We start from the raw sequence: 24381 nt of genomic DNA on the forward strand, positions 1-24381 counted from the left end.
TGGAGACGGCGAGCGCCTTGATAGTTCATTAGACCGTCTGCATGCCGGATCGGCTGTTGACGCGGTCATGTCTTCGATGTTGTGGACAGTTTAAGGCTTCTATTGAGTGCATCGTGTTCTGCAGCCAGATGCCTCGCTTCTCTGCTTACGGGCGACCGATCGGATCCAATCGTCGCGAAGATATCAAGGACCTCCTGTTCGCTGATCCCGGCTTCGAGTAGTTCGGGCACGCCTCTTTGGCTAGAGGGATCCCCAAAGAGCGAGAACGGGCGTTCAAGACACCGTGGAGGAGCACAGTGGCCCTAAACCGCCATGGCGAACGCGCAGTCTGGCTTCGCTGACTTTATTGTTTCCAGATTAAATCCATTTTAATAACATCGCCCAGGAACATTCTTTCAAAATATCGTTCCGAAAGTCCTGCGCTTCGACGCGCAGAAGGCGCAAAATTCCTTACAGTTACTGGGAACCTATTGCTATTGTGTGCGTTCACAGCTTCGCGCGCGATGCGTCGCGACCACAAAGGCCGGAGCGTTATAGGCAAGGCTGGATCATCAATCGGTAAGCCTGAGGGGGGCAACGGCCGTGAACGTCCTGGCATCCAATGAGCACCTTGATCGCCATCAACTTCTGAACGCCTTGAATGCATTTAGAAGCGGCGATTTTTCGGTTCGCATCGACAACCGCTACGACGGACTAGACGCGGAAATCGCCCAAACCTTCAACGAAATTGTCGAACTCAACGATCAATTGACGCGCGAATTCGAACGGCTGAGCCGTGTCGTTGGCAAGGACGGTCGCATCGGTGAACGCGGGCGTGTCCCCAATGCGATAGGTAGTTGGAAATCGAGCGTCCACTCGGTGAACGACCTGATTGAGGACATGGTGCAGCCGACTGCCGAAGTGGCGCGCGTCATCGGCGCGGTGGCCAAAGGCGATCTTTCCCAGACGATGATGGTGCAAATTGATGGCCGGCCACTGCGCGGCGAGTTCCTGCGCATCGGCAAGATCGTCAACACCATGGTTGGGCAGCTGGCCTCATTCGCGTCGGAAGTGACGCGCGTCGCCCGCGAGGTCGGCACCGAAGGCAAGCTCGGTGGCCAGGCAAGAGTGAGGGGCGTCGCCGGCACCTGGAAGGACTTGACGGACAACGTCAACGCAATGGCCACGAACCTTACCGGCCAGGTGCGCAACATCGCAGAAGTGACGACCGCAGTGGCCTCGGGTGATCTTTCGAAAAAGATCACGGTCGATGTGAAGGGGGAAATTCTTGAGCTCAAGAACACCATCAACACCATGGTGGACCAGCTCAACTCCTTTGCCTCGGAAGTGACACGCGTCGCCCGCGAGGTGGGCACTGAAGGCAAGCTTGGCGGCCAGGCGCGTGTCGAAGGTGTTGGCGGCACCTGGAAGGATCTTACGGACAACGTGAACCTGATGGCCGAAAACCTGACCGGCCAAGTGCGCAATATCGCCGAGGTGACGACCGCCGTCGCCCTGGGCGACCTGTCCAAGAAGATCACCGTCGACGTGAAGGGGGAAATTCTGGAGCTCAAGAACACCATCAACACGATGGTCGATCAGTTGAACTCCTTCGCCTCCGAAGTGACGCGCGTCGCGCGCGAGGTCGGCACCGAAGGCAAGCTTGGCGGTCAGGCGCAGGTACGCGGCGTCGCCGGTACCTGGAAGGACCTCACCGACAATGTGAACTCGATGGCCGAAAACCTGACCGGCCAGGTGCGCAACATCGCCGAGGTGACGACCGCGGTGGCGTCCGGTGATCTGTCCAAGAAGATCACCGTCGCGGTCAAGGGCGAAATCCTCGAGCTTAAGGACACCATCAACACGATGGTGGACCAGCTCAACTCTTTCGCCTCGGAAGTCACTCGCGTTGCGCGTGAGGTCGGCACCGAAGGCAAGCTTGGCGGCCAGGCCGAAGTGAAGGGCGTTGGTGGCACCTGGAAGGACCTGACCGACAATGTCAACCTGATGGCGGCAAACCTGACCGGCCAGGTGCGCAACATCGCCGAAGTCACCACGGCGGTGGCCAGGGGCGATCTGTCGAAGAAGATTACAGTCGACGTCAAGGGCGAGATCCTCGAGCTTAAGGACACCGTCAACACGATGGTCGATCAGCTCAATTCCTTCGCCTCGGAGGTGACGCGCGTGGCGCGTGAGGTCGGCTCGGAAGGAAAACTCGGCGGCCAGGCGCATGTCGAGGGTGTCGCCGGCACCTGGAAGGATCTGACCGACAACGTCAATGCCATGGCCGGCAACCTGACGGTCCAACTCCGCGACGTCTCCAAGGTGGCAACGGCCATCGCCACCGGCGACCTGACGCAGAAAATCACGGTGGATGCCCTGGGTGAGATCCTGCAGATCAAGGACGTCATCAACACCATGGTCGACCAGCTTAACTCCTTCGCTTCGGAGGTGACGCGCGTGGCGCGTGAGGTGGGCTCGGACGGTAAGCTCGGTGGACAGGCGCAAGTGCGCGGTGTCGCCGGCACCTGGAAGGATTTGACCGACAACGTCAACGCCATGGCCGCCAATCTAACCGGCCAGGTGCGCAACATTGCTGAGGTGACCACAGCCGTTGCCTCCGGCGATCTGTCGAAAAAGATCACCGTGGATGTGCGTGGCGAGATCCTTGAACTCAAGGACACCATCAACACCATGGTCGACCAGCTCAATTCGTTCGCCTCCGAAGTGACGCGCGTGGCCCGCGAGGTCGGCACCGAAGGCAAACTCGGCGGTCAGGCGCAGGTGCGCGGTGTCGCCGGCACCTGGAAGGATTTGACCGACAATGTGAACTCGATGGCCGAGAATTTGACTGGCCAGGTCCGCAACATCGCCGAAGTCACAACGGCGGTGGCGCGTGGTGACCTGTCGAAAAAGATCACTGTCGACGTGAAGGGCGAAATCCTCGAGTTGAAATCGACCATCAACACCATGGTCGACCAGCTGAACTCCTTCGCCGGCGAGGTCACCCGCGTTGCCCGTGAGGTCGGCACCGAAGGCAAACTCGGTGGCCAGGCCCGCGTCGAAGGCGTGGCGGGCACTTGGAAGGATCTCACTGACAACGTCAACCTGATGGCGACAAATCTCACCAATCAGGTGCGTGGTATTGCCGACGTCGTCACCGCGGTGGCGCAGGGCAATCTGAAACGCAAGCTGGCGGTCGACGCCAAGGGGGAAATCGCCTCTCTTGCCGACACCATCAACGGCATGATCGAGACACTCGCCATTTTTGCCGACCAGGTCACCAACGTGGCCCGCGAAGTGGGCATCGAGGGCCAGCTCGGTGGCCAGGCGCGGGTTCCCGGCGCCGCCGGCCTGTGGCGCGACCTGACCGACAACGTCAACCAGCTCGCCGCCAATTTGACCACCCAGGTGCGCGCCATTGCAGAAGTGTCGACGGCGGTGACCAAAGGGGATCTCACCCGCTCGATCAGCGTCGAAGCGTCCGGAGAGGTCGCGGCGTTGAAGGACAACATCAACGAGATGATACGCAATCTTAAGGATCAGACGCTGAAAAACGCCGAGCAGGATTGGCTGAAAACCAATCTCGCCCGGTTTTCGCGCATGCTGCAGGGCGAGCGAGACCTGGCGACCGTCTCACGCCTGATCATGTCGGAGCTCGCCCCGCTGGTGAATGCGCAATACGGCGTGTTCTACGTGGCGAACCGGGACGAGCAGGACTCTTATCTTGAGCTTGCCGCTTCCTATGGGGCCGAAAGCAAGGAAGCGATCCGGCAGCGACTCGATCTCCATGAAGGGCTGATCGGGCAAAGTGCGGCCGACAAGCGTGCGATCATGCTGAATGAGGTGCCCGCCAACTTCCTACGCATCGCCTCAGGGCTGGGGGACGCGCCACCGGCAAATGTGATTATCTTGCCGGCCCTGTTCGAGGACGACGTCAAGGCGGTGATTGAACTCGCTTCATTCCGCGACTTCAGCGACACCCACCAGTCGTTCCTGAACCAACTGATGGAATCGGTCGGCATTGTCCTGAACACCATCGCCGCAACCATGCGGACCGAAGGCCTTCTCAAGCAGTCTCAGTTGCTCACCTCCGAACTGCAGGTACGCCAGACCGAGCTGACCAAGAAGCAGGAGGAACTGCATGCGACCAACGAGGAATTGCAGGAGAAGGCGCAGTTGCTCGAGAACGAGAAAAAGCAGGTCGAAAACAAGAACCTTGAAATCGAAATGGCACGGCGGGCACTTGAGGAAAAAGCCGAGCAGCTCGCCCTCACTTCCAAGTACAAGTCCGAGTTTCTGGCCAATATGAGCCATGAACTGCGCACACCATTGAACTCGCTGCTCATCCTGTCCAACTTGCTTGCCACCAATCAGCAGGGCAACCTCAACGACAAACAGATCGAATTCGCACGGACCATCAATTCGGCCGGAACGGACCTGCTTGGACTGATTAACGACATTCTCGATTTGTCGAAGATCGAATCCGGCACGGTGTCGATCGAGATCAACGACATGCCCTTGGCACATCTGCGCCAGCATATGGAACGCACCTTCCGGCAACTGGCCACCGACAAAGGACTGGGCTTTACGATCACCATGGATCCGGGCCTACCCAAGACTGTCCGGACCGATGAAAAGAGACTGCAACAGATCGTGCTCAATCTGTTGTCCAACGCATTCAAATTCACCTCGCAGGGCGAGGTGATCCTGCATTTTGGCGTCGAAAAGACCAAGCGTGCCAATGGCGGCTCGAAGCTTCCGAATGCATTTGCGATTTCGGTTTCCGATACCGGCATCGGCATTCCGGAAGACAAACAAAAGCTCATCTTCGAAGCTTTCCAGCAGGCGGATGGCACTACGAGCCGCAAGTATGGCGGTACCGGACTTGGTCTGTCGATCAGTCGCGAAATCGCCCGCCTGCTTGGCGGGGAGCTGAGGGTTGAAAGCACACCCGGCAAAGGCTCGACATTCACCTTGCTGGTTCCGTTCGACGGCCCGCGCCCTCTCTTTGCGCCTCCGGCCTTCGCGCCCGTTGAGTCAACGACAGCTGTCGCTACCCAGGCAAATGCCATCCCGCCAGAGCTGGCGGACGATCGCGACACGATTACACCGGTCGACCGTGTGGTGCTGATTGTTGAGGACGACCCCACATTTGGCGGCCTGCTGCTTGGCCTGGCGCGTGCTGCAGGATTGAAAGGCGTTCTGTCCACCGCCGGTTCGGGCACGCTGGCACTGGCCCGGAAGTTGATGCCGGATGCGATCACGCTCGATCTCGGGCTGTCCGATATAGACGGCTGGGTGCTGTTTGATCTGCTGCGACATGACCCCAAGACCAGGGACATTCCCATCCATGTCATTTCGGGCAAGGAAGATCTGGATGTTCTGATCCGCAAAGGGGCCGCTAGCGTTTCCACCAAACCGGCCTCCGCCGATGGGCTGTCGCAAGTGTTCAATCAAATTTGTTCGAGCAAACTGCGCGCGCAACGCAACGTCCTGGTGGTCGATCCGGATCCGGAGCGGCGTCTGTCCTTGGTCGACGCCATCCGCGACGGTGTTACCTCTGTGACGGCGATCGGGTGGCTGGCGTCGACCCTCGATGAACTTGGCATTGACAGCTATGACGCCGTCGTTGTTGCCATGGCGCGTTCGGCAAAAGAAAACGCTCAGATGCTGGATAAGATGGCAGAACGAATTGACCAGGCGCGCCTGGTGCTTTTTGCACAGTATCCTGATGGAATACTTCCATTGCTCGCGCTCAAACCGGACCTGGCCGATGTTCCGGTGGCCGAGAATGTTTCGCAACTCAGCCTCATGATTTCGGCCAGACTCCCCGGCGATGGCCCCGACAGCGACGGTTTGCCAGTCGTTTCGCGTGACGCCGGCGCAGATATCGCTGGAGCGAAAGTCCTCATCGTCGACGACGACATTCGCAACATCTACTCGTTGACGAGCGTCTTGGAGACCTATCAAGTCCAAGTGCTGCATGCCGAACGCGGACGCGATGGCATTGTTCTGCTGGAACAGACCCCGGACGTCGACGCCGCCTTGATCGATATCATGATGCCCGAAATGGACGGTTATGAAACCATGCGCCAAATCCGCGACACGCCATCCATCGCCCATATCCCGCTGATTTCGGTCACCGCCAAGGCCATGAAGGGGGATCGTCAAAAGTGCCTCGATGCAGGGGCATCTGACTACATCGCCAAACCCGTCGACCTTGATCTCCTGCTTGCTTTGTTGCGTGTATGGATCAGCCGGTCCAGATCCCGGGCCGAAGGGTCCAGACCTGCCGCCATGACCGCTGTCTAGCGCCGGATATCGCAATGCGAAAGCGATCGTCAGGCCAGACAGCAGATATGGAAGTGAGGCCCAATCCGGGCGGGGCGGCAGGGAAAGCCCGCATTCTTGCCGTCGACGATGACGAGCGCAACTTGATGGCGATTAGGGAAGTCCTTGACGGCACGGGCGAAGTTGTGTGCGCCAAGTCAGGTGAGGAGGCGCTGCGTTTCCTGCTTAAGGAAGAGTTTGCCGTCATCCTGCTGGACATCTTGATGCCGGGTATTGACGGCTACGAGACAGCCGCCATGATCCGCCAGCGAGAACAATCGAAGCGGACCCCGATTATCTTTCTGACCGCTATCAACAAGGAGGACGGTCATATGCTTCGGGGCTATGACGTCGGGGCGGTAGACTTTGTTTTCAAACCGTTCGATCCAGTGATGTTGCGATCGAAAGTCTCGGTGTTCGTTGAGCTTCATGAAAAGACGCTGGAAATTCAGCACAAGGCTGCTCAAGAACAGATTCTCCTGCAGCAATCGTTGAACGCACAATCAGAAAAACTGGAGGCAGAGCGCGCCCTTCGAAAATCAATGGAGCGCCAGGAAGCGATACTGAACTCGCTTGCCGTGTGCTTTCACGCCCGCTCGGTGGAGCCGCCTTTCACCCCCTATTACGTGTCGAAAGGTGCCGAACGCCTCACCGGATTTCCTCGACAGCGCCTGACCTCCGAGCCCGATTTCGGGCTGGAGCGGGTACATCCCGACGATCGCGCACATCTGGTCCTTGCGCTTCAGAAAACGCGTCACCTCGGCTCCTATGCCTGCGAGTTCCGCTGGCTTTGCGCCGATGGAGAATACCGGGTGTTTTTCGATCAAGGCGTGATTTTTGAAAACTTCGAGGGCGACAAGCCCGCGATCTTGGGAACCATGCTGGACGTCACAGAACAACGGGCTCTGGAAGAAAAGCTTTTGCAATCGCAGCGCCTCGACGCAATCGGCAAACTAACCGGGGGGCTCGCCCACGATTTTAACAATCTGCTGGCGGCAATTCTGAGCGGATTGGGGCTGATTGAACGCCGCGCCAACCTTGATGCAGCGACACGGGACATTCTAGACATGACGCGCCGTTCTGCCACCCAGGGCGCCGAGCTTGTGATGCGTATGCTTGCATTTTCGCGGCGGCAGAATCTGAAGCCGGTCGCGCTGCGTTTCGCCACCCTGCGCGACACCATGATGGGTCTGATCGCTCCTGTACTGGGTGGCCTGATTCGGTTTGAGTGGTTGGTCGACGACTCCATATGGCCGGCTCGGGTCGACCCTGGACACCTTGAGCTTGCCTTGATGAACCTGGTTTTTAACGCCCGCGATGCCATGCCGTCTGGTGGGACGATAACGATTCGAGCCGACAACCGCACGGCGGGATCATCCTCTCAAGATCTGGCGCGGGGTGACTATGTCGTGATCGGGGTCGAGGACACCGGAAGCGGAATCCCAGCCGAAATCGTCGCCAAAGTCATCGAACCGTTCTTTACGACCAAGCCGGTCGGCAAGGGGACGGGACTGGGCTTGAGCACTGTCTACGGCTTTACCCGACAGTCCGGCGGGACGCTGAAAATCAGCAGCGAAGTCGGCAGAGGAACCCTGATGGAGATTTGGCTGCCGCGCGGGATCGACGAGGCAGACACACGACAGGAACCCGCGCAAAATGCGTCCGTACCAGAACTCTACGCCGCAGACGGTCTGCCTTCCATTCTGTTGATCGACGACAGCAGCGTTTTGCGGGATTTGACGGCGCAATCACTTCAACAACATGGTTTTGCGGTCACTGTCGCGGCTGGCGGAGCAGAAGCATTGGCTATGATCGAACGTGAACCCGAGAAGTTCGACGTCATCGTTACCGACTTTGCCATGCCGCTTGTGACGGGTACCGACGTGATCCGTTTTGCGCGGACCCTTCGATCCCGATGGCCGGCGGTGATCATCACCGGCTATGCTCATGCGAGCTCACTTGCCGAACGCCCGAGTGATGTGGCGCTTTTGACCAAGCCGTTTCGCGAACAAGACCTGATCGACTGCATCATGCGTGCAGCACATCCGATCTCAACACCCGAAGCAGCACAATGATGTTATTCCGTCAGGAGCCTTCCTGGCGGCAAGCCAGGTTTCGCGGCCGGCCGGGGGTGTTTGCCGCAACGCTGCCGCAGCAGTACCTGGATGTCTGCGAGAAATACTTGTTCTCAGACCGAGCTCACCCAATACGATCAACCAAAACCGGCTTGGAATCTGACCTGATAGCTGGCCACTGGATCTAGCTGGAACTGGCCGAGGCAGGAACGACGCGCCAGATCCTGTTGCCGACGTCGTCGGCAACCAGCAACGCGCCGCTGCGGTCGATGGCTACGCCAACTGGCCGCCCATGCGCTTTGTCGTCGGCGCTGAGAAACCCCGTCAGAATATCCTGAGGGGGACCCGACGGCTTCCCGCTCGCAAACGGCACAAAAATAACCTTGTAGCCGCTGCGCGGCTTGCGGTTCCAGGACCCATGTTGTCCGATGAAAGCGCCATTCTTGAAAGTGGGGCCGAACAGATCGCCCTCATTGAACGTTAGCCCGAGTGAAGCTGTGTGCGGGCCCAGCGCATAATCAGGCTTGATCGCCTTAGCCACCAGGTCGGGCTGCTGCGGGCTGACACGCTGATCGACATGCTGGCCATAATAGCTGTAGGGCCAGCCATAAAAGCCGCCGTCCTTAACCGAGGTCATGTAATCGGGAACAAGGTCACTGCCGATCTCGTCGCGCTCATTGACGACGACCCAGAGCTCTCCACTTTCAGGGTTCCACGACAGGCCGTTCGGATTGCGCAAGCCGGATGCGAAAAGTCGCGTTTGCTTGCTTGCAAGATCGATCTCCAGCACCGCGGCACGATTTTCCTCTTCATCCATGCCGTTTTCACCGACATTGGAATTGGATCCAACGGTTGCGTAAAGCTTGGTGCCGTCCTTGCTGGCGATGACATCCTTGGTCCAATGATGATTGCGGCCAGCTGGAAGATCAGCGATTTTTTCCGGCGGCGCGGTGATTTCGGTCGCGCCGTCCTGGTATGGAAACGCCACGATGCGGTCGGCGTTGGCGACGTAGAGTTTTCCCTCGAGCAGCGTCATGCCGAACGGCGAAAAAAGGCCCGTCAAAAACGCTGTCTTGGTCTCAGCCACCCCGTCGCCATCTTGATCGCGCAACAGCGAGATGCGGTTGGCGCTCGGCACTTCGGCACCCGCCTGTCCCTGGAAGACGTCCATGACAAAGCCTCGGATGCTGAAGCCCTCATCAGGTTTTGGCGGCGCGTTGCTTTCAGCAACAAGCACGTCGCCATTGGGCAGGATGTGCAGCCAGCGCGGATGGTCCAAGCCGGCGGCAAACTCGTTGACGGCAAATCCCTGCGCAGCGGTGGGCTTAAGCCCCTCTGGCCACGGCGTCGCCTCAGCGACGTTGATCGTTGGCAGCAGCGTCGGATTGGGTTCGGGCAGGGTAGGATTGGGTCCGTAACCTTGTTCTATGGGAACCGTCGCCTCTTCGCGAGAGAATACAAAAACCGTCGCACCGGCAATCACTGCCACCAAGACCAGCAAAAGGAGAGCGCCAAGCAGCTTTTTCACGGGAACCTCGCGATCCTGAAAAAACTCAAACGCTGCTACCGCCTTGCGGTTGCAGTCGAGGCGGGGAGCGTGGCGAAATAGTTCGCCAGAGCCTCGATGTCATGGTCGGTCAGTCCCTTCGCGACTTTCGCCATCAGGTGGCTGTAGCGGGTTCCACCCCGCGTTCCGGTTCGAAAAAGCTCCAATTGGGCTTTGATGTACGCGGAGGGCTGGCCAGCAATGTTGGGATAATGCGGATTGCGATCCGGCTTCTCGTGACAGCCGACGCACGCCGGCACATTGGCTGCCACAATCCCCTTGGTGGCGATCGCTCTACCGTATTCCAACAGCGACGGGTCGGGCGCGGGGCGCGGCGGGCCGACGGATTTCATGGCCGCATAGCGTCGGGCCAATTCCGGAAAATGCTGATTGTCTACTGCGATGGAGGCCAAGGCCATGATGCCGCTCGGGCGCCGTTCGTCGGCAAAGGCGAGCAAGCTCTCCAATATGTACGCCTCGCTCTGTCCAGCCAGCACTGGGATCGTCGAGCTGCGACCGGCCCCGTCGTTACCGTGGCAGCGTGCGCATTCGACCACTGCTTGGTCGATGGTGACGGCACGAAGGCTTGGCGTGCCGCCTGCCCCGTAAGCGAGCTGCCGGTACACCTCTCCCTCCATTGGCGGCAGGGCGCGCAGAAAGGCAACCATCGCCCATACTTCGTCGTCGCGCGCCTGTGTCGGCCAAGCCGGCATGCCGGTGAAGCGGATGCCATGTTTGACGATGCGAAAGAGTTCGGCGTCGTTCCATTCGCCAATCTTTTGGGCAAGCTCGGGCGGCTGCGGCAACATGCGCAAGGCTGCCGGCGACCGCGGTTCGCCTGGAGCGCCATGGCAGATGGCGCAGCCGCGTGCAAAATGGCCGGCGGCCGTCTGGATCGCATGCCGCGGCAACTCGTGGGGAACTTCGACCTGAAGCGCATAAGTACGAACCGCCGATCGCATCGCGAAATGCAGGAACCATTCCGTGATTTTCCAGTGTCCGCTCGATGCGCCAACGTTGAAAAATCCAATCCAGGCGACAAACAGCACGATGAAAGGAAGCACCGCCAGCACAATGGCCAGATGTCTCCAGTTAACGCGCATCAGCCCACCGCCTTTCGGGCGCCGGTGACGTTCTGCAGTATGCGGCCAAGCAGCGCCACGCCGCCTGCCAGATAAACCACTGCGCCGACGAACAACATGATGACGGCGCCAAGCTGCTGATCCTGAGCTGCATCGAGTTTCATTCCAAAACAGGTGACAGCAGCAACGCCATAAAGTGGGCGTGGGCTCAGCGCCAGAAGCGCACCAAGTAACGTCATGTGTACGCTGGTCAAAAGCAGGGCGAACGCGCCAGCCGCCTGGTGGGCACGGTCGTCCCTGCTGGATGGCATAAGACTGGCGTGCCACAGGAACAGTCCAGCGCCGAGGAAGGACGCCTGTTCCAATACGGTCGCAAATGTCGAGCGTTCAACCCACAACCGCAAAGCTGGAGCATGCCAGCCCCAGACGACGACAAGCTCAATCAGCGAGGCCAGAATAGGGAGTGAGATGAACCTTAAGGAGACACCTGAGTCACGCCACCCGATCGCAATCAAAGGAGAAGCGATGGCCACGACGCCCATATGGGCCAACATATGGGCCGCAAACGAGCCTCGCCATGTCGACAGTAGGGGGCCGAACCAAATCAATGCCAGCAAGACAAGGCCAAGCGTCAGACAGAACCGCCTCATCGCACGCATTCCATCACAAACAGCGCAGGCAGCGCGACATAAATGACGGCCACAAAACTCAGGCCCGACAGCAAGAGCGTCGCAAATCCTTGGAAAAGGATGCGGTCGCGCCGTGTCGGATCATCATGCGGAGGATCGTCGGTGCCGAAGCCCCATTGGCGCCAGGCAAGCCAAGCCGATACAGATATCGCACCCAGCGCCAGAAAAGTTGCTACCGCAATGCCCACCCGCACCGCATCAAAACCGACGCCGAAGAGGTCCGGTTTGGCGCAATAGATTGCAGCACCGATATAGCAGGTGAGGAAATGCAAGGCCCATACGACAGGCGCGGTGAACAAGGTCCAAAGCGTGTCCACTTGTTTTGGGAGGACGCGCATTACCTCACCCCCGGGAACAGGCCGACGACGGCAAAGGTGATTGCCGCCGTAACTGCCATGAAATGCCAATAGAGCACGACATTATGGATATCGATGTCGTGCTCGCGGGTCAGCCGTCCGGCAAAACTGCGCGCCAAGCAGTAAATGTGCATCACCGCGCCGACGGCCGCGTGCGCCAACACCCAGAGCACCAAGATCCACACGGTGGCCGGGTAGACGTGTCGGGTCGGGTCCATACCGTAGAGCCACGGTCCGGCAAAGCCAGCGGCCGAGGCCGCAACAGTGAGAGCGCAAGCGCCGACGAGAACTACCCGCACACCAGCTTCGCGACCCTGCTTGTTCAGCTGTCGCGCTGCCAAGGTTGCAATCCATGCACAGACGAACAACAGCGCGGCAGCTAGGGGCCAATGTATACCGGGTCCGGCTATTCCAGCGGTAAAGTCCCGGTGGATCGTCCAGTAGAAGAAATAGCTGAAGACAAGGCTGGCGAACGCCGTGGCGTCGCCGACCATGGTGATGAACATTGCCCACCAGCCGACCGATGCCGGTCCCGACGCGTAGAGCGGCAAGGTGAGGCCGAGGCCGACATCCTTTGCCAGCTTCTCAGGGATTTCCGCTGTGCCGGTCCACAGCCACCACAGGATGGCGCAAAAGCTTGTGATGCCGCTTGCGGCTGCCACGATCCACCAGTGGAAGGTCAAGGCGATAAAGACTGCACCAAGTGCGAAGGCTGAAACAATCGTGACGTAAGAGGTGCCGCCGACGCGAAGAACCTGCTGCGGCTTGGCGTCTAGAACCGAGGTAACAAGACCTTCCCGTCGCCCTTCTTCGGCGTCGGCTAGATAGAAGCGGCCGCCATTGACATTGCGGGCGAGGTTTTTTTGATCCCACAGCGGATAGCGGCTTTCAATCAGCGGGATCGAGCGCACGCCCCAGTTTTCTTCCGGTTCTGAAATCCATTCCAGCGTGCCTGCATTCCATGGATTGATCTTGGCTCTCGGCTGCCGGTGCTTTGGCCTCAACACGTCGAAGACGACAACCAAAATGCCGCTCGCAAAGATAAAGGCGCCAACGGTGGATAGCAGGTTCAGCATGTCCCAGCCGACGTTTGCCGGATATGTGAAGACACGGCGTGGCATGCCGCGCAGGCCGGAGAGATGCATCGGGAAGAACGCGACATTGAAACCCACAAACATCAGCCAGAAGGCGATGGTGCCGAGCCGGTCTGACAGGTGCCTGGCATTGACGAGCGGATAATAATAATAGATGCCGGCGGTGACGGGAAACAGCATGCCGCCAATCAACACATAGTGCAGGTGGGCGACGACGAAATAGGTGTCGTGCGCTTGCCAGTCGAAGGGCGCCAGCGCCACCATGACGCCAGTCAGGCCGCCAATGATGAAGGTGGCCAAACCCCCTATCCCGAACAGCATCGGGGTGGAAATGATGACGCGGCCCGCAAGCATCGTCGCGATAAAGACGAAAATCTGTACGCCTGTCGGGATGGCCACCGCTTCGGACGCCGCCGAGAAGAAGGCCAGCGAGATCTGCGGCAATCCAGTCGTGAACATGTGATGGACCCACAAGCCAAACGACAGGAAACCGGTGCCGACAGCGGCAAGCACGATCCAGGAATAGCCAACGATCGGCCGCTGCGAAAACGTCGGAACGATCATCGCCATCAGCGCGATCGCAGGCAAGAAGATGATGTAGACCTCAGGGTGGCCGAAGATCCAGAACAGATGCTGCCATAGCAGCGGGTCACCGCCACGCTCCGCATCGAAAAAAGGCCAGTTGAACATACGCTGCATCTCAAACAGGATGTCGCCGGCGATCAGCGGTGGAAATGCAAACAGGATCATTCCAGCCACGATAAGCAGATACCAGGCAAACAGCGGCATCAGATTGATGCGCATTCCCGGCGCGCGGCACTTCATGATGCCGACGATAAGTTCGACTGCCGCGGCAATGGAGGCCACTTCAATGAAGGAAAGCCCTAGCAACCAGATATCGGCGCCGATCCCCGACATCTCCTTGTCGGTGGCAAGCGGTGGATACATGAACCAGCCCGAGGAGGGTGCAGCATCGAAAAAGATCGAGCCGCACACGAAGATGCCGCCGAGGAAAAAACTCCAGAAGCCGAAGGCTCCCAATCGCGGGAACGGCAACTCGCGCGCGCCCAGCATTGGCGGCAGCAGGAAAATCGCCACCGCCTCGAAGACCGGCACTGCGAACAGGAACATCATCACCGTGCCATGCAGCGTGAAGGCCTGGTTGAAGAAGTCGGCCGACAACAGGTCGTTCTGAGGCGCGGCCAGCTGTAACCGAACCAGCAATGCCAGCACGCCCGCAAACAGCATGAAGGCAAATGAGGCCGAGGCGTACCAAAGACCGATTTGCGTGTTATTGACGGTAGTCCAGTACCGCCAACCTTGCGGGTTGGCCCAGACGGATCGCAGCCTTTCTTCTTGCGCTTGGCGGCCCTTCGCCGGGAGGGTTTTCGCCGGCCTGCTCATTCGAGGTCTTTCAGCCAGGCGGCAATGTTGCGGATGTCATCTTGTGGCAGCATGGCAAAGGACGGCATCTGCACGCCAGGCTTGATGCGCTCCGGTTCTGTAATAAAGCGAGCGATGGCGTCTGCGGTATTTGGCAGTGAGCCGGCGCCCAGCGTCAAGCGCGAGCCGAGATGGGAAAGGTCCGGGCCGATCGTGCCGCGCGCGTCGATGCCGGCAACGGCGTGACAGGCGCCGCAGCCGTGGCGCAAGAACAGGGCTGCACCGTCATCTGCAGCCCTTGGCGATGGCCGCGCCTGCGTGCCAAGCCATTCTTGAAAGGCTTGAGCCTCCATGGTGACAACGGCAAAGGCCATCAACGCGTGGGAGGTGCCGCAAAATTCGGCACAAGGCCCGCGAAACGTTCCCGCCTTGTTTGCCAGCAGCGACAACCGGTTAGTGCGGCCCGGGATCATATCCATCTTGCCGCCGAGTGCCGGGATCCAAAATGAATGGATGACGTCGGAGCTTGCAAGCGTTAACTCGACGCGTTGCCCGACTGGAAGGCGGATTTCGTTGGCCGACACGACAACCGGCCCGTTCGAGCGGCGGTAGACCACGTGCCACCAGTACTGTTTGCCCGTTACTTCAACATGCAACACCGCGCTGGCCGCCTGGCCGAACGGCCTCAATCCTGGCATCAGCCAAAGTGAATAACTCAACAACGCAGCCAAGGTGACTGACGGAAGGACGGCACCGCCAAATAGGATAAAGCGGCTGGCGGACTGTTCGCTAAGACTTTTACGCCGGCGGCGCGCCGTGTAGAGCAGTGCTGCAACCACGCCCAACCATATCGCGGCTGCACCACAAAAGAGCACCACCGACAGTTGGAGAACCTGGTGAGCCTCCTCCCCTGCGGGATCCAACGCGGATTGGAGGCCAGAGCAACTGGAAAGGCACGTTGGAAAAATAGGCAAAGAAAGACGCACGAGAGTGCGCAGCCGCACTGATCGTAGAGAGCGCGCCAACCAATTGTGGGGGGTCGCTGCGATCCTCTCTCTCCTGTGGTTAGCTGTTCGGGGTGGCTAGGATCGTTGCCCCCGTATCTGCCAAAAAATACTCAAGCACCTCCAAGCCCTGAACTTGCCCGTAAGCAAAAAGTTCCCGCTGCGAAGTGTCGAGAGCGCATCGCCCAATCCAGGCGATAACGATTTCTGAGTGGCCCGATCGACCGGCACGGCTGTGTCTCGCCCCAACCCCAGATGCGATGGCTCACGTCCGCGGGGCCGAGGGCCTGACGACGAAGGGCACGCTGACACCAGCGTCGAAGGGAAAGTCGTCTAGCCGAGACCCCGATCTTTGAAGAGATGGAAGGAAGAAAGAAAGGACGGCTGAAAAAATGCCCGGACCACTCCCCTGGGACATTTCCTTATCGCTGTCGTAGTACACCCAAAGGTAATGCAAGTCCGGTCTCGATGCGGTCCTTCACCACCAGGGTTACGTTATCGTTACCGAAGAACAATCGGTGCGTCAGAGCCTCGTTCCAGCCCATCGACGCTGCTGTTAATACCACTCTTCGCCGGCCAAATTGGTGGCGCCGGGCTTGCCGGACTGCTGCGAGTGACGAAAGACAAAGCGTTACAATAGCAGCTCGGTCTCGACGCGCAGGCGCGTGGCGCCAGCCCCCAAGGCAAACGCCACCTTATTCTGGCTCGACGAACCGTGGCGCGCTAGTCAGCCATAGTTGCGACAACAGAGGCGCAATCGCCAGACTGGACCAGTCCCGGGAAATGACGCGCGACCAGAATGCCCGAAATATTCGCCTTGATCTCGTGCGGTTCGCTGCCGGTGCGACCGATGGGCCAGATGCGGGCCACAACGCTGCCCGCTTCGACCTTTTCACCGAGATCGACCGTCGTCTCGATCATGCCGTCTTCCTCGGCGAAGCAGAAGCAGCCGTCCGGCATTTCGAGCCATCGCGTTGGCAAAATTTCGGGCGCGCCACGCAAAATGCCAGCATGTTTGAGTAGATTGTCCACGCCGCGCCTGGCGATGCGGACTGTTTCGGCCCGCGAGGTTCCGCCGCCGCCCAACTCCGTCGTCACAAAAACCTTTCCCATCTCCTCTGCCGCAGTGTCGTACATTCCGACGGCGTCGATCTCCGTCATCTGCATCGACCAAGGCGCGCCAAAGGCACGGACCGCGGCAAAGACCTTAGCCTCCTGTGCCTTGTCTGGCAGCAGGTGGCCGGCGCAGAACGGCAGGAAATCCAGCGTCTTTCCGCCAGAATGAAAGTCCAGCACGATATCGGCACGCGGCAGCAGTTCGCGATGAAAGTAATCGGCGATCTTCTGGGTCACGGTCCCGTCCGACTTGCCGGGAAAAGAGCGGTTCATATTGTTCTTGTCGATCGGTGAGGTGCGCGTGCCGACCCGGAAGGCCGGATAGTTCATCGCCGGAACGACGATGACAGTGCCGCTCAACGCGCGCGCATCGAGTGAACGGGCAAGGTCGAACAGAGCAAGCGGCCCTTCATATTCGTCGCCGTGGTTGCCCCCTGTCAGCAGCGCCGTCGGACCGCTGCCGTTGCGAACGATGCAGATCGGAATCATCACCGAGCCCCAGGCAGAGTCGTCGCGGCTGTAGGGCAGACGTAGGTGACCATGATGGACGCCTTCGGCGTCCAGCGGGATCGTCGGCGAAATCGGGTTGGCTTTCATGATCCGCTCAATCCTTGACGAACAGCTTGCGCGGCACGTTGGCCAGGCATTCGACGCCGGTCTCGGTGATCAGGATGGATTCGGTGATCTCAAGCCCCATTGTTTCGAGCCAAAGGCCAGTCATGAAGTGGAAAGTCATGCCGGGTTTCAGTTCGGACCTGTCGCCAGGGCGCAGGCTCATCGTCCGTTCGCCCCAGTCTGGCGGATAGGAAACGCCGATCGGATAGCCGGTGCGGTTGTCCTTGACGATGCCGTATTTCTTCAGCACCGAAAAAAACGCGTTGGCGATGTCCTCGCAGGTGTTGCCGGGCTTCGCGGCCGCTAACCCGGCTTCCATGCCTTCCAGGGTAGCCTTTTCGGCATCGAGGAAGGCTTGCGTAGGCTTGCCCAGGAACACCGTGCGTGACAACGGCGCATGGTAGCGATTGTAGCAGCCGGCGATCTCGAAAAAGGTTCCTTCATTGGCCTTCATAGGCTTGTCGTCCCAGGTGAGGTGCGGAGCGGAGGCGTCCGCACCCGACGGCAGCAAGGGCACGATGGCCGGATAATCGCCGCCGATCCGACCGTCGGGGCAATCGACGCCCCTGATGCCCGTGTCGTAGATCTCGGCGACGAGATCGCACTTGCGCATGCCTACCTCGATCTTGTCGACGATGCGCTGATGCATGGCTTCGACGATGCGCGCAGCCTTGCGCATGTAGTCGATCTCGGTGGGACTCTTCACCGCGCGCTGCCAGTTTACCAGGGCAGTGGCATCAACGAAGCGTGCGTTGGGCAAATGGCGCTGCAGCGAATTGAAGGCCGCGGCAGAGAACCAGTAATTGTCCATTTCGACGCCGATCGTCAGCTTGTCCCAGCCGCGCTCAGCGATGATCTTGGCGAGACAATCCATCGGGTGGCGTTCGGTCGACTGAACGTAGTGGTCGGCATAGGACACGATGTTGTCGTGCGGCAGATAGGCGGTACGCTTGGCACCATTGGCGTCCTGGCCACGCCCATACCAGACCGGTTCGCCTTGCGGCGGCACCAGCACGGCCTGATGCACATAGAAGGACCAGCCATCATAGCCGGTCAGCCAGTTCATGTTGGATGGGTCCGAGCAGATCAGTAAGTCGATGCCCTTTGCCTCCATGGCGCGACGGGCCTTTACGAGCCGCTCGCCATATTCGGCACGGGTGAATTTGAGGTTGGGTTCAACCATTTCGTTTCCTCGTTGTGGGGGGCGACTGCGGCCAGGTCTTCAGCTTTCGAAAGGCGTGCCGACTTTGGCTGCGCGGGCGCGGTCGTGAGCGAACGCGGCGATCGCGGTGTCCTGTACGCCGGTGCCGGTCAGATCGGCGATGGTGATATCATGGCGCCCGCGCCGCCCGACGGCCTTGCCGGCAATCACGGCGCCAAGTTCGGTCACGGCCGCGTCGGCTCCAATGACTTCGGCGTCGATGGCGTGATGCAACTCGCCCAGCCGGCGCGTTTGGGCAGCGCTGTCGGCGACATAGAGGTCGGCGATCTTGAACACGCCTGGCGCCAACTCGTTCTTGTGCTCGGAATCGGAGCCCATCGCGGTGATGTGCTGGCCCGGCTTCAAAAACTCGGGAAGGATCAGCGGTTCAGTTGCGGGCGTGGTGGTGACGATGATGTCTACGCCAGCGGCTGCTTTGGCTGGATCAGGCTCTGCCGATACAGGAATGCCAAGATGACGGGACAATTCGCTTGCCGTGTCCATCGCCTTGGCAGGATCGCGCGCCCAAAGACGCGCCTCTTCGATTGGCCGGACGAGTTTCAAGGCTTCGAGTTGCAGCCGCGCCTGCACGCCGGCGCCGAAGATTGCCGCGACATGCGAATCCGGGCGCGAGAGGTGCTTTGCTGCGACGGCACCGGCCGCGGCGGTGCGTATGTCGGTCAGATAGCCATTGTCCAGCAGCAGTGCCTCCACAATGCCCGTTCTGGCCGACAGCAGCACCATCATGCCGTTGAGCGACGACAGTCCAAGCTTCGGATTGTCGAAGAAACCGGGGCTGATCTTGACTGCGAAGCCATCGATGCTGGGCACGTATGCCGTCTTCACATCGACTTCGCCACGACGTTCAACGACGTCGAGCCGCAGGATCGGCGGCATGACGACGGCTTCGGTAGCGAGAGCGCAAAACGCCTTCTCGACACAGGCAACGGCTTCCAAATCCAGCCGAACGACCCGCCGCAGCTCCGCTTCGGTCAGGATGGTCATCAGTGGCATCGGCCCGGGTTTCCTTTTTTTGCGACATCCATCCGCTCGAACTCGGTCAGCTCGCCGCAAACGATCCGACGATGTAGTTCCATGTCGATGTTGCGGCCCGAGACCAACGCAACGATGGGTCCGTTCGAGCTCACTTTGCCGGCCAGCAGCGCCGCGACAGCTATCGCGCCGGCGCCTTCGGCAATTTCGCGTTCCTGGGCATAGAGATGACGCACGCCCTGCGCGATCTCGACTTCCGACAGCAGCACGACTTCGTCCAGCAAGTCGTGACACATGGAGAAGGTGACGCGGTTGTCGAGGCCGATGCCTCCGCCAAGCGAGTCGGCCAAGGTGGGCAGTTCCTCGACCGCCACCGGCCGCTTAGCGTCGAGGCTCGCTTTCATCGCCGCGCCGCGCGCCATCGAGAGCCCCACCACACGAATGGTCGGCTTGAGACCTTTCACGGCGGCAGCGACACCGGCGGCCAGCCCGCCGCCTGACAATTGTACGAGCACGGTCTCCACATCCGGCGCGGTCTCGATGATCTCAAGGCCGAGCGTTCCCTGGCCCGCCACGACGTGCGGATGATCGAAGGGCGGTACCATCTGCAGCCCTTCTTCTGCAGCCAGCCGCTCCGCTTCGATCTGCGCGTCGTCCTGGCTGTCGCCGACGATACGCAGCTCGGCGCCCAGCAGCCGAATCTCATCCACTTTGTTGGACGGCACCAATCTCGACATGCAGATGACCACGCGGATACCTTCAAGCCTTGCGGCATGCGCCAGCGCCCGGCCGTGATTGCCCGTCGATGCGGCCACGACGCCCTTCAGCTTTACTGCCGCGTCGAGTTGGGCGATCGCATTGGATGCGCCGCGTAGCTTGAAGCTGCCCGTCACCTGCCGGTTCTCAAGCTTCAGCTGCACCGGGATACCTGCCAAGGCACTCAGCGAAGGCGACCTGACCATCGCCGTCTGATCGATGCGTCCTGCAATGCGCGTTGCGGCCGCCCGAATATCGTGAAGGGTGACTGTCATCTTGCCGGCAGTGCTTGTGCCATCAATCGACCAAGGTGCGGCCGCCCGGCTGTCTCGCCGCACAGGTGAAGGCACATCCATGCGGTCGCAAGATTGCTGCTGACGACGGGCCTTCCAGTCGCCGCCTCCATCTGCGGGACAACGCTCGCCGCCCGCAGCGCAGTGCAGGAGACGAACAATGCAGCCGATTGCGGTGCCGTTGCCACACGCGCAAGCTCAACCAACGCTTGCGGCTTGATGCGCGCCATTTCGCGGTCGTCGTCGAAACCGAGGCATGTGAACCGATCGATGTCGAAACCCTGGCCGATGAAATAGTCCGCCATTGGGCGGCTGGTCTCGACGGTATAGGGCGTCAGCACGCTGATGCGCCGTGCTGCAAGCGTCCGCAGGCCAGCCGATACAGCCGCCGTGGGTGTTACGACTGGTACGCCAGGTTTGGTTTTGTGAAGCGCGCGTTCGATCTCGGCGTCGCCGATGACCACCGAAGCGGAAGTACAGGAATAGCAAAGCGCGTCCAATTCCTCCCCGGGCAGGATCAGTGCGGCGGCGGCAGCCAATGCCGGCTGCATCCTGTAAAGGTTCTCCGGTGTCGTCGGATTGGCGTAGTCGACGCGCGCCACGTAAGTGCCGATCCGGTCGCTGGCCACCATACGGCAAAAGTCAGGCTCGGTTGTATGATCCGTCGCCAGGATCACCAGGCCAACGCGTTTTTGAAGCGGGCGCGCGTCGAGTTCTGGGCGGATGTGTTGAACCTTGATCTCCAGTTGCGGTTTGGTGTGTGCAGTCATCGCTCAATCCTCCCGTAGCGATGCTCAAGCCAGCGCAGTGCGATGACCGAAATCAGGCTGATGACGAGGAAGAAAGCGCCGACAAGGGTGATGGGCTCGATGTAGCGGTAGTAGGTGTTGGCGACGCTCTTTGCCTGGTTCATCAATTCGAGCACGGTGATTGCCGAAAGCAGTGGGGTCTCCTTGAACATGGCGATGAAATAGTTGGCCAGCGCCGGGATCATTGGTGGGATGGCCTGCGGCAGGATGATCCGGGTCCATGTCTGGTTGGCCGACAAATTGCACGCCTTGGCCGCTTCCCATTGGCCACGCGGCACATTGTCGATACCGGCGCGATAGACTTCAGCCGTGTAGGTGCCGTAGTGCAAGCCAAGCCCAATTACACCTGCGACCAGCGGCGGCAACAGAATGCCAATGTCCGGCAGGACGTAGAAAATAAAGTAGAGCTGCACCAGCAAGGGCGTGCCGCGAATGAATTCAGCGATAAGGCCGGTTGTCCCCGATACCAGACGGCTCGGCGAGCGGCGCAGTAATGCGATGGCCAGACCAACCACGACGGCCAAGGCCGAGCCAAGAATCGTCGCAAGGATGGTGATCTTCACGCCCTGGATCATCGTGGGCATGATCTGCCATACGAACTCCCAATCCCACTCCATCAGGCGCGTACCCCGTCGAGGCCGCGTGCCATGCGCCGCTCAAGCGCGCGCATGGCGAAGGCGATGATCATGGCAAAGAAGAAATAGAGCGCGAGGATCGTGGCAAAGGGGATCAGCGTGTTGCCGGTCTGCGAACGGACGATATTGGCCTGAAAAGTCATGTCGGCCAGAGAAATCAGCGAGACCACGGAGGTCGCCTTTAGCAATTCGATGGCGTTGTTGCCAAAGGTCGGCAGCATGACGAGCAGCGCTTGCGGCAAGATAACGCGGCGCATGCATTGCCAGCGTGACAGGTTGAGCGCGATGCATGCCTCGTACTGCTCCTTGCCGACCGACAGGATCGCGCCCCGTACGACCTCAGCGGCGTAAGCACCGACATTAAGCCCGAGTGCCAGCACGCCGGCTTGCAGTGGTGTCAGCGTGAAACCAGCGAAGGGCAGCACGAAATAGGCAAAGAACAGCTGTACGAAAATCGACGTACCGCGAAAGAACTCGATATAGGCGGTCGCCAGCCAACGAAGGACCGCGAAAGGCGCGATGCGGCCAAGCCCGGCAATGAATGCCATCAGCAGCGCCAGGATCGAGCCCATCACGGTGAGTTGCACCGTAACGACTGCGCCTTGCAGGATCAGGCTGAGATATCCGGACCAGTCGGTCATCGGCGGGGCGCTGCCTCGTTGTCGAAAAAGTGTCCGACGCCCCGGCTTCACGCGCGGCCAGGCGTCGGACGAATGGAGGGAGGTTACTTCGCTGTGCAGAGCTTCTCCATCGTGGTCGACATTGCTGCCGCGGCAGAGAAACCATAGGGCTCGACGATCTTCGCGAACTCGCCCGATTCCTTCAGTTTCGCGAGTTCGACGTTGAAGGCGTCGCGCAGCGCTTCGTCGCCCTTTTTGAAGGCGGCGCCGTCGCAATAGACGGGTGCGCCTTCGACCGGTGCGACGACCTGCAGGTTGGGGTCGTTTGCCTTCTTGACGAGGTCGTTGATCGACAGCACCGGCAGCGAATACGCATCGATGCGGCCGTCCTGCACCATCTTTAGCCCACTCTGGCCGTCTGGTACCACGATGACACGTTCGCGCGGCACGCCCGCCTCCAGTGCGAGCTTCTCCTCGGTGCCGCCGCCCGGGGCGCCGATCGTGGCGCTCGTATCCTTGGCGATGTCGGCATAGGACTTGAAGCCCTTGGGGTTACCCTTCTTCACCAGCAGCGCCTCGGCATCACAAAGCACCGGCTCCGAATAGGCGACCGCCGCGCAGCGCTCCGGCTTCATGAACAGGCCGGCGGTGACCACGTCGTGACGGCCTGCCTGAAGGCCAGGAATCATAGCGCCATATTCGGAGATCGAAGCGACGATCTCGGGCACGCCAAGACGCTGGAAGATGACACGCGCGACATCGGGAGCGGCGCCGGAAACCTTGCCGTCGGCAGCGACCGCCGTATAGGGCGGCTCATTAGCGATGGCAACGCGGGCGAAACCCTGGCTCTTCAACTGTTCAAGCTTCGCATTGTCCTGTGCGGTTGATGGCAGTGTGACGGCAATGACGGCTGCAAGACCACCCATACCGCTCAGAATTGCAAGTTTCCTCATCGTTCCCATCTCCTGGTTTTTGTTCGTGTTGCGATGCGGCCCTCCCAGGCCGCGACATGCGGTCAGACGCGATGTCCGGCCGCGATGATCTTGCGCAGGAAGGTTTGCGTCCGCTCCTGCTTGGGATTGCGGAATATCTCGTCCGGCTTGCCCTCCTCGACGATGCGGCCGCGGTCGAAGAACAGAACGCGGTCGGCAAAGTCGTGGGCAAAGCCCATCTCGTGGGTAACGAGAAGCATCGTCATGTCGGTTTCGGATGCAAGCTTGCGCATCACGTTCAGCACCTCCTCAACCAGTTCCGGGTCGAGCGCCGAGGTGACCTCGTCGAACAGCATGATCTTTGGCGACAGCGCCAGCGCCCGGGCAATCGCCACACGCTGCTTCTGGCCGCCGGACAGTTGCGCCGGCATGGCCTTGGCCTTGGCCGACATTCCAACCATGTCCAGCAGGTCCATTGCCCGCTTTTCGGCGGCTTCGCGTGGCGTGCCCTTGGTCAGGCGCGGCGCCAGCGTCACATTGTCAAGCACGCACATATGCGGAAACAGATTGAACAGTTGGAAGACCATGCCGATTTTCTGGCGCATCCTCGTCAGATGCCGTTCGTCTGCCGCCACCAAGCTGCCGTTCTTCGGCATGTGATAAAGTTCTTCGCCCTCGATCCGGATATGGCCGCTGTCAATCCGCTCAAGCGTCATCAGGATGCGAAGGATGGTCGTCTTGCCGGATCCAGAGGGGCCGATGAGCGCCAGCTTTTCGCCAGGCATCACCTGCAGCGACAGCTTGTCCAGCACCTTGAAAGCACCAAAGCTCTTGGTAATGCCATCGATCGCGATGATCGGCTCAGCCATC

At 60.0% G+C, this 24381-nt stretch carries 17 protein-coding genes; 2 read left to right on the top strand and 15 right to left on the bottom strand.

The genetic code is table 11. The features are described from left to right. Positions 1 to 582 precede the first annotated feature (582 nt). Both F3H98_RS20120 and F3H98_RS20125 read left to right on the top strand, forming a co-directional pair. On the top strand, positions 583 to 6294 hold the full coding sequence (locus F3H98_RS20120; protein ID WP_149762131.1) for a HAMP domain-containing protein: 5712 nt from the start codon (positions 583 to 585) through the stop codon (positions 6292 to 6294). 14 nt (positions 6295 to 6308) lie between these two features. Next, positions 6309 to 8387 (top strand): response regulator, encoded by a 2079-nt coding sequence (locus F3H98_RS20125; protein ID WP_149762132.1) that lies wholly within the window; start codon positions 6309 to 6311, stop codon positions 8385 to 8387. A 184-nt stretch (positions 8388 to 8571) separates the two neighbouring features. Here the strand turns inward: F3H98_RS20125 and F3H98_RS20130 are convergent, their stop codons facing one another. The 15 genes from F3H98_RS20130 to ehuA all read right to left on the bottom strand — a co-directional run bounded on the left by F3H98_RS20130 (position 8572) and on the right by ehuA (position 24380). After that, the gene (locus tag F3H98_RS20130; RefSeq protein WP_425294860.1) at positions 8572 to 9870 is read right to left on the bottom strand and encodes a PQQ-dependent sugar dehydrogenase; all 1299 of its coding nucleotides are present in this window, start codon (positions 9868 to 9870) and stop codon (positions 8572 to 8574) included. Positions 9871 to 9950: 80 nt separating this feature from the next. Beyond that, positions 9951 to 11036 (bottom strand): c-type cytochrome, encoded by a 1086-nt coding sequence (locus F3H98_RS20135; protein ID WP_342211624.1) that lies wholly within the window; start codon positions 11034 to 11036, stop codon positions 9951 to 9953. Continuing rightward, the gene (locus tag F3H98_RS20140; protein ID WP_149762134.1) at positions 11036 to 11665 is read right to left on the bottom strand and encodes a cytochrome c oxidase assembly protein; all 630 of its coding nucleotides are present in this window, start codon (positions 11663 to 11665) and stop codon (positions 11036 to 11038) included. Before F3H98_RS20140 ends, F3H98_RS20135 begins: the two co-directional genes overlap by 1 nt. Next, entirely contained in the window at positions 11662 to 12042 is a 381-nt protein-coding gene (locus F3H98_RS20145; protein WP_149762135.1) for a hypothetical protein, read from the bottom strand. Before F3H98_RS20145 ends, F3H98_RS20140 begins: the two co-directional genes overlap by 4 nt. Then, positions 12042 to 14558, bottom strand: a complete 2517-nt coding sequence (gene ctaD, locus F3H98_RS20150; protein WP_149762136.1) for a cytochrome c oxidase subunit I — start codon at positions 14556 to 14558, stop codon at positions 12042 to 12044. Before ctaD ends, F3H98_RS20145 begins: the two co-directional genes overlap by 1 nt. Beyond that, complete coding sequence (coxB, locus tag F3H98_RS20155) at positions 14555 to 15541, bottom strand: cytochrome c oxidase subunit II (RefSeq protein WP_342211625.1); 987 nt, start codon at positions 15539 to 15541, stop codon at positions 14555 to 14557. The genes ctaD and coxB overlap by 4 nt, the downstream gene beginning before the upstream one ends. Before the next feature lie 723 nt (positions 15542 to 16264). Then, complete coding sequence (gene doeB / locus F3H98_RS20160) at positions 16265 to 17254, bottom strand: N(2)-acetyl-L-2,4-diaminobutanoate deacetylase DoeB (protein ID WP_149762137.1); 990 nt, start codon at positions 17252 to 17254, stop codon at positions 16265 to 16267. A gap of 7 nt (positions 17255 to 17261) precedes the next feature. Beyond that, complete coding sequence (gene doeA / locus F3H98_RS20165) at positions 17262 to 18455, bottom strand: ectoine hydrolase DoeA (protein WP_149762138.1); 1194 nt, start codon at positions 18453 to 18455, stop codon at positions 17262 to 17264. 39 nt (positions 18456 to 18494) lie between these two features. Then, positions 18495 to 19487 (bottom strand): ectoine utilization protein EutC, encoded by a 993-nt coding sequence (gene eutC / locus F3H98_RS20170; RefSeq protein WP_149762139.1) that lies wholly within the window; start codon positions 19485 to 19487, stop codon positions 18495 to 18497. Then, positions 19478 to 20497, bottom strand: a complete 1020-nt coding sequence (gene eutB, locus F3H98_RS20175; RefSeq protein ID WP_149762140.1) for a hydroxyectoine utilization dehydratase EutB — start codon at positions 20495 to 20497, stop codon at positions 19478 to 19480. Before eutB ends, eutC begins: the two co-directional genes overlap by 10 nt. Further along, on the bottom strand, positions 20494 to 21285 hold the full coding sequence (gene eutA, locus F3H98_RS20180; RefSeq protein ID WP_149762141.1) for an ectoine utilization protein EutA: 792 nt from the start codon (positions 21283 to 21285) through the stop codon (positions 20494 to 20496). The genes eutB and eutA overlap by 4 nt, the downstream gene beginning before the upstream one ends. Further along, a complete protein-coding gene (gene ehuD / locus F3H98_RS20185; protein ID WP_149762142.1) occupies positions 21282 to 21941 on the bottom strand; it encodes an ectoine/hydroxyectoine ABC transporter permease subunit EhuD in 660 nt (219 codons plus the stop codon). Before ehuD ends, eutA begins: the two co-directional genes overlap by 4 nt. Beyond that, on the bottom strand, positions 21941 to 22600 hold the full coding sequence (ehuC, locus tag F3H98_RS20190) for an ectoine/hydroxyectoine ABC transporter permease subunit EhuC (protein WP_149762143.1): 660 nt from the start codon (positions 22598 to 22600) through the stop codon (positions 21941 to 21943). The genes ehuD and ehuC overlap by 1 nt, the downstream gene beginning before the upstream one ends. An 83-nt stretch (positions 22601 to 22683) precedes the next feature. Next, the gene (ehuB, locus tag F3H98_RS20195) at positions 22684 to 23532 is read right to left on the bottom strand and encodes an ectoine/hydroxyectoine ABC transporter substrate-binding protein EhuB (protein WP_149762144.1); all 849 of its coding nucleotides are present in this window, start codon (positions 23530 to 23532) and stop codon (positions 22684 to 22686) included. Between the two features lie 62 nt (positions 23533 to 23594). Then, positions 23595 to 24380 carry an ectoine/hydroxyectoine ABC transporter ATP-binding protein EhuA gene (ehuA, locus tag F3H98_RS20200; RefSeq protein WP_149762145.1) on the bottom strand — a complete coding sequence of 262 codons (786 nt, stop codon included), beginning with the start codon at positions 24378 to 24380 and terminating at the stop codon, positions 23595 to 23597. Position 24381: the final 1 nt, after the last annotated feature.

This window comes from Neomesorhizobium albiziae (genome assembly GCF_900114255.1).
Taxonomy (GTDB): domain Bacteria; phylum Pseudomonadota; class Alphaproteobacteria; order Rhizobiales; family Rhizobiaceae; genus Neomesorhizobium; species Neomesorhizobium albiziae.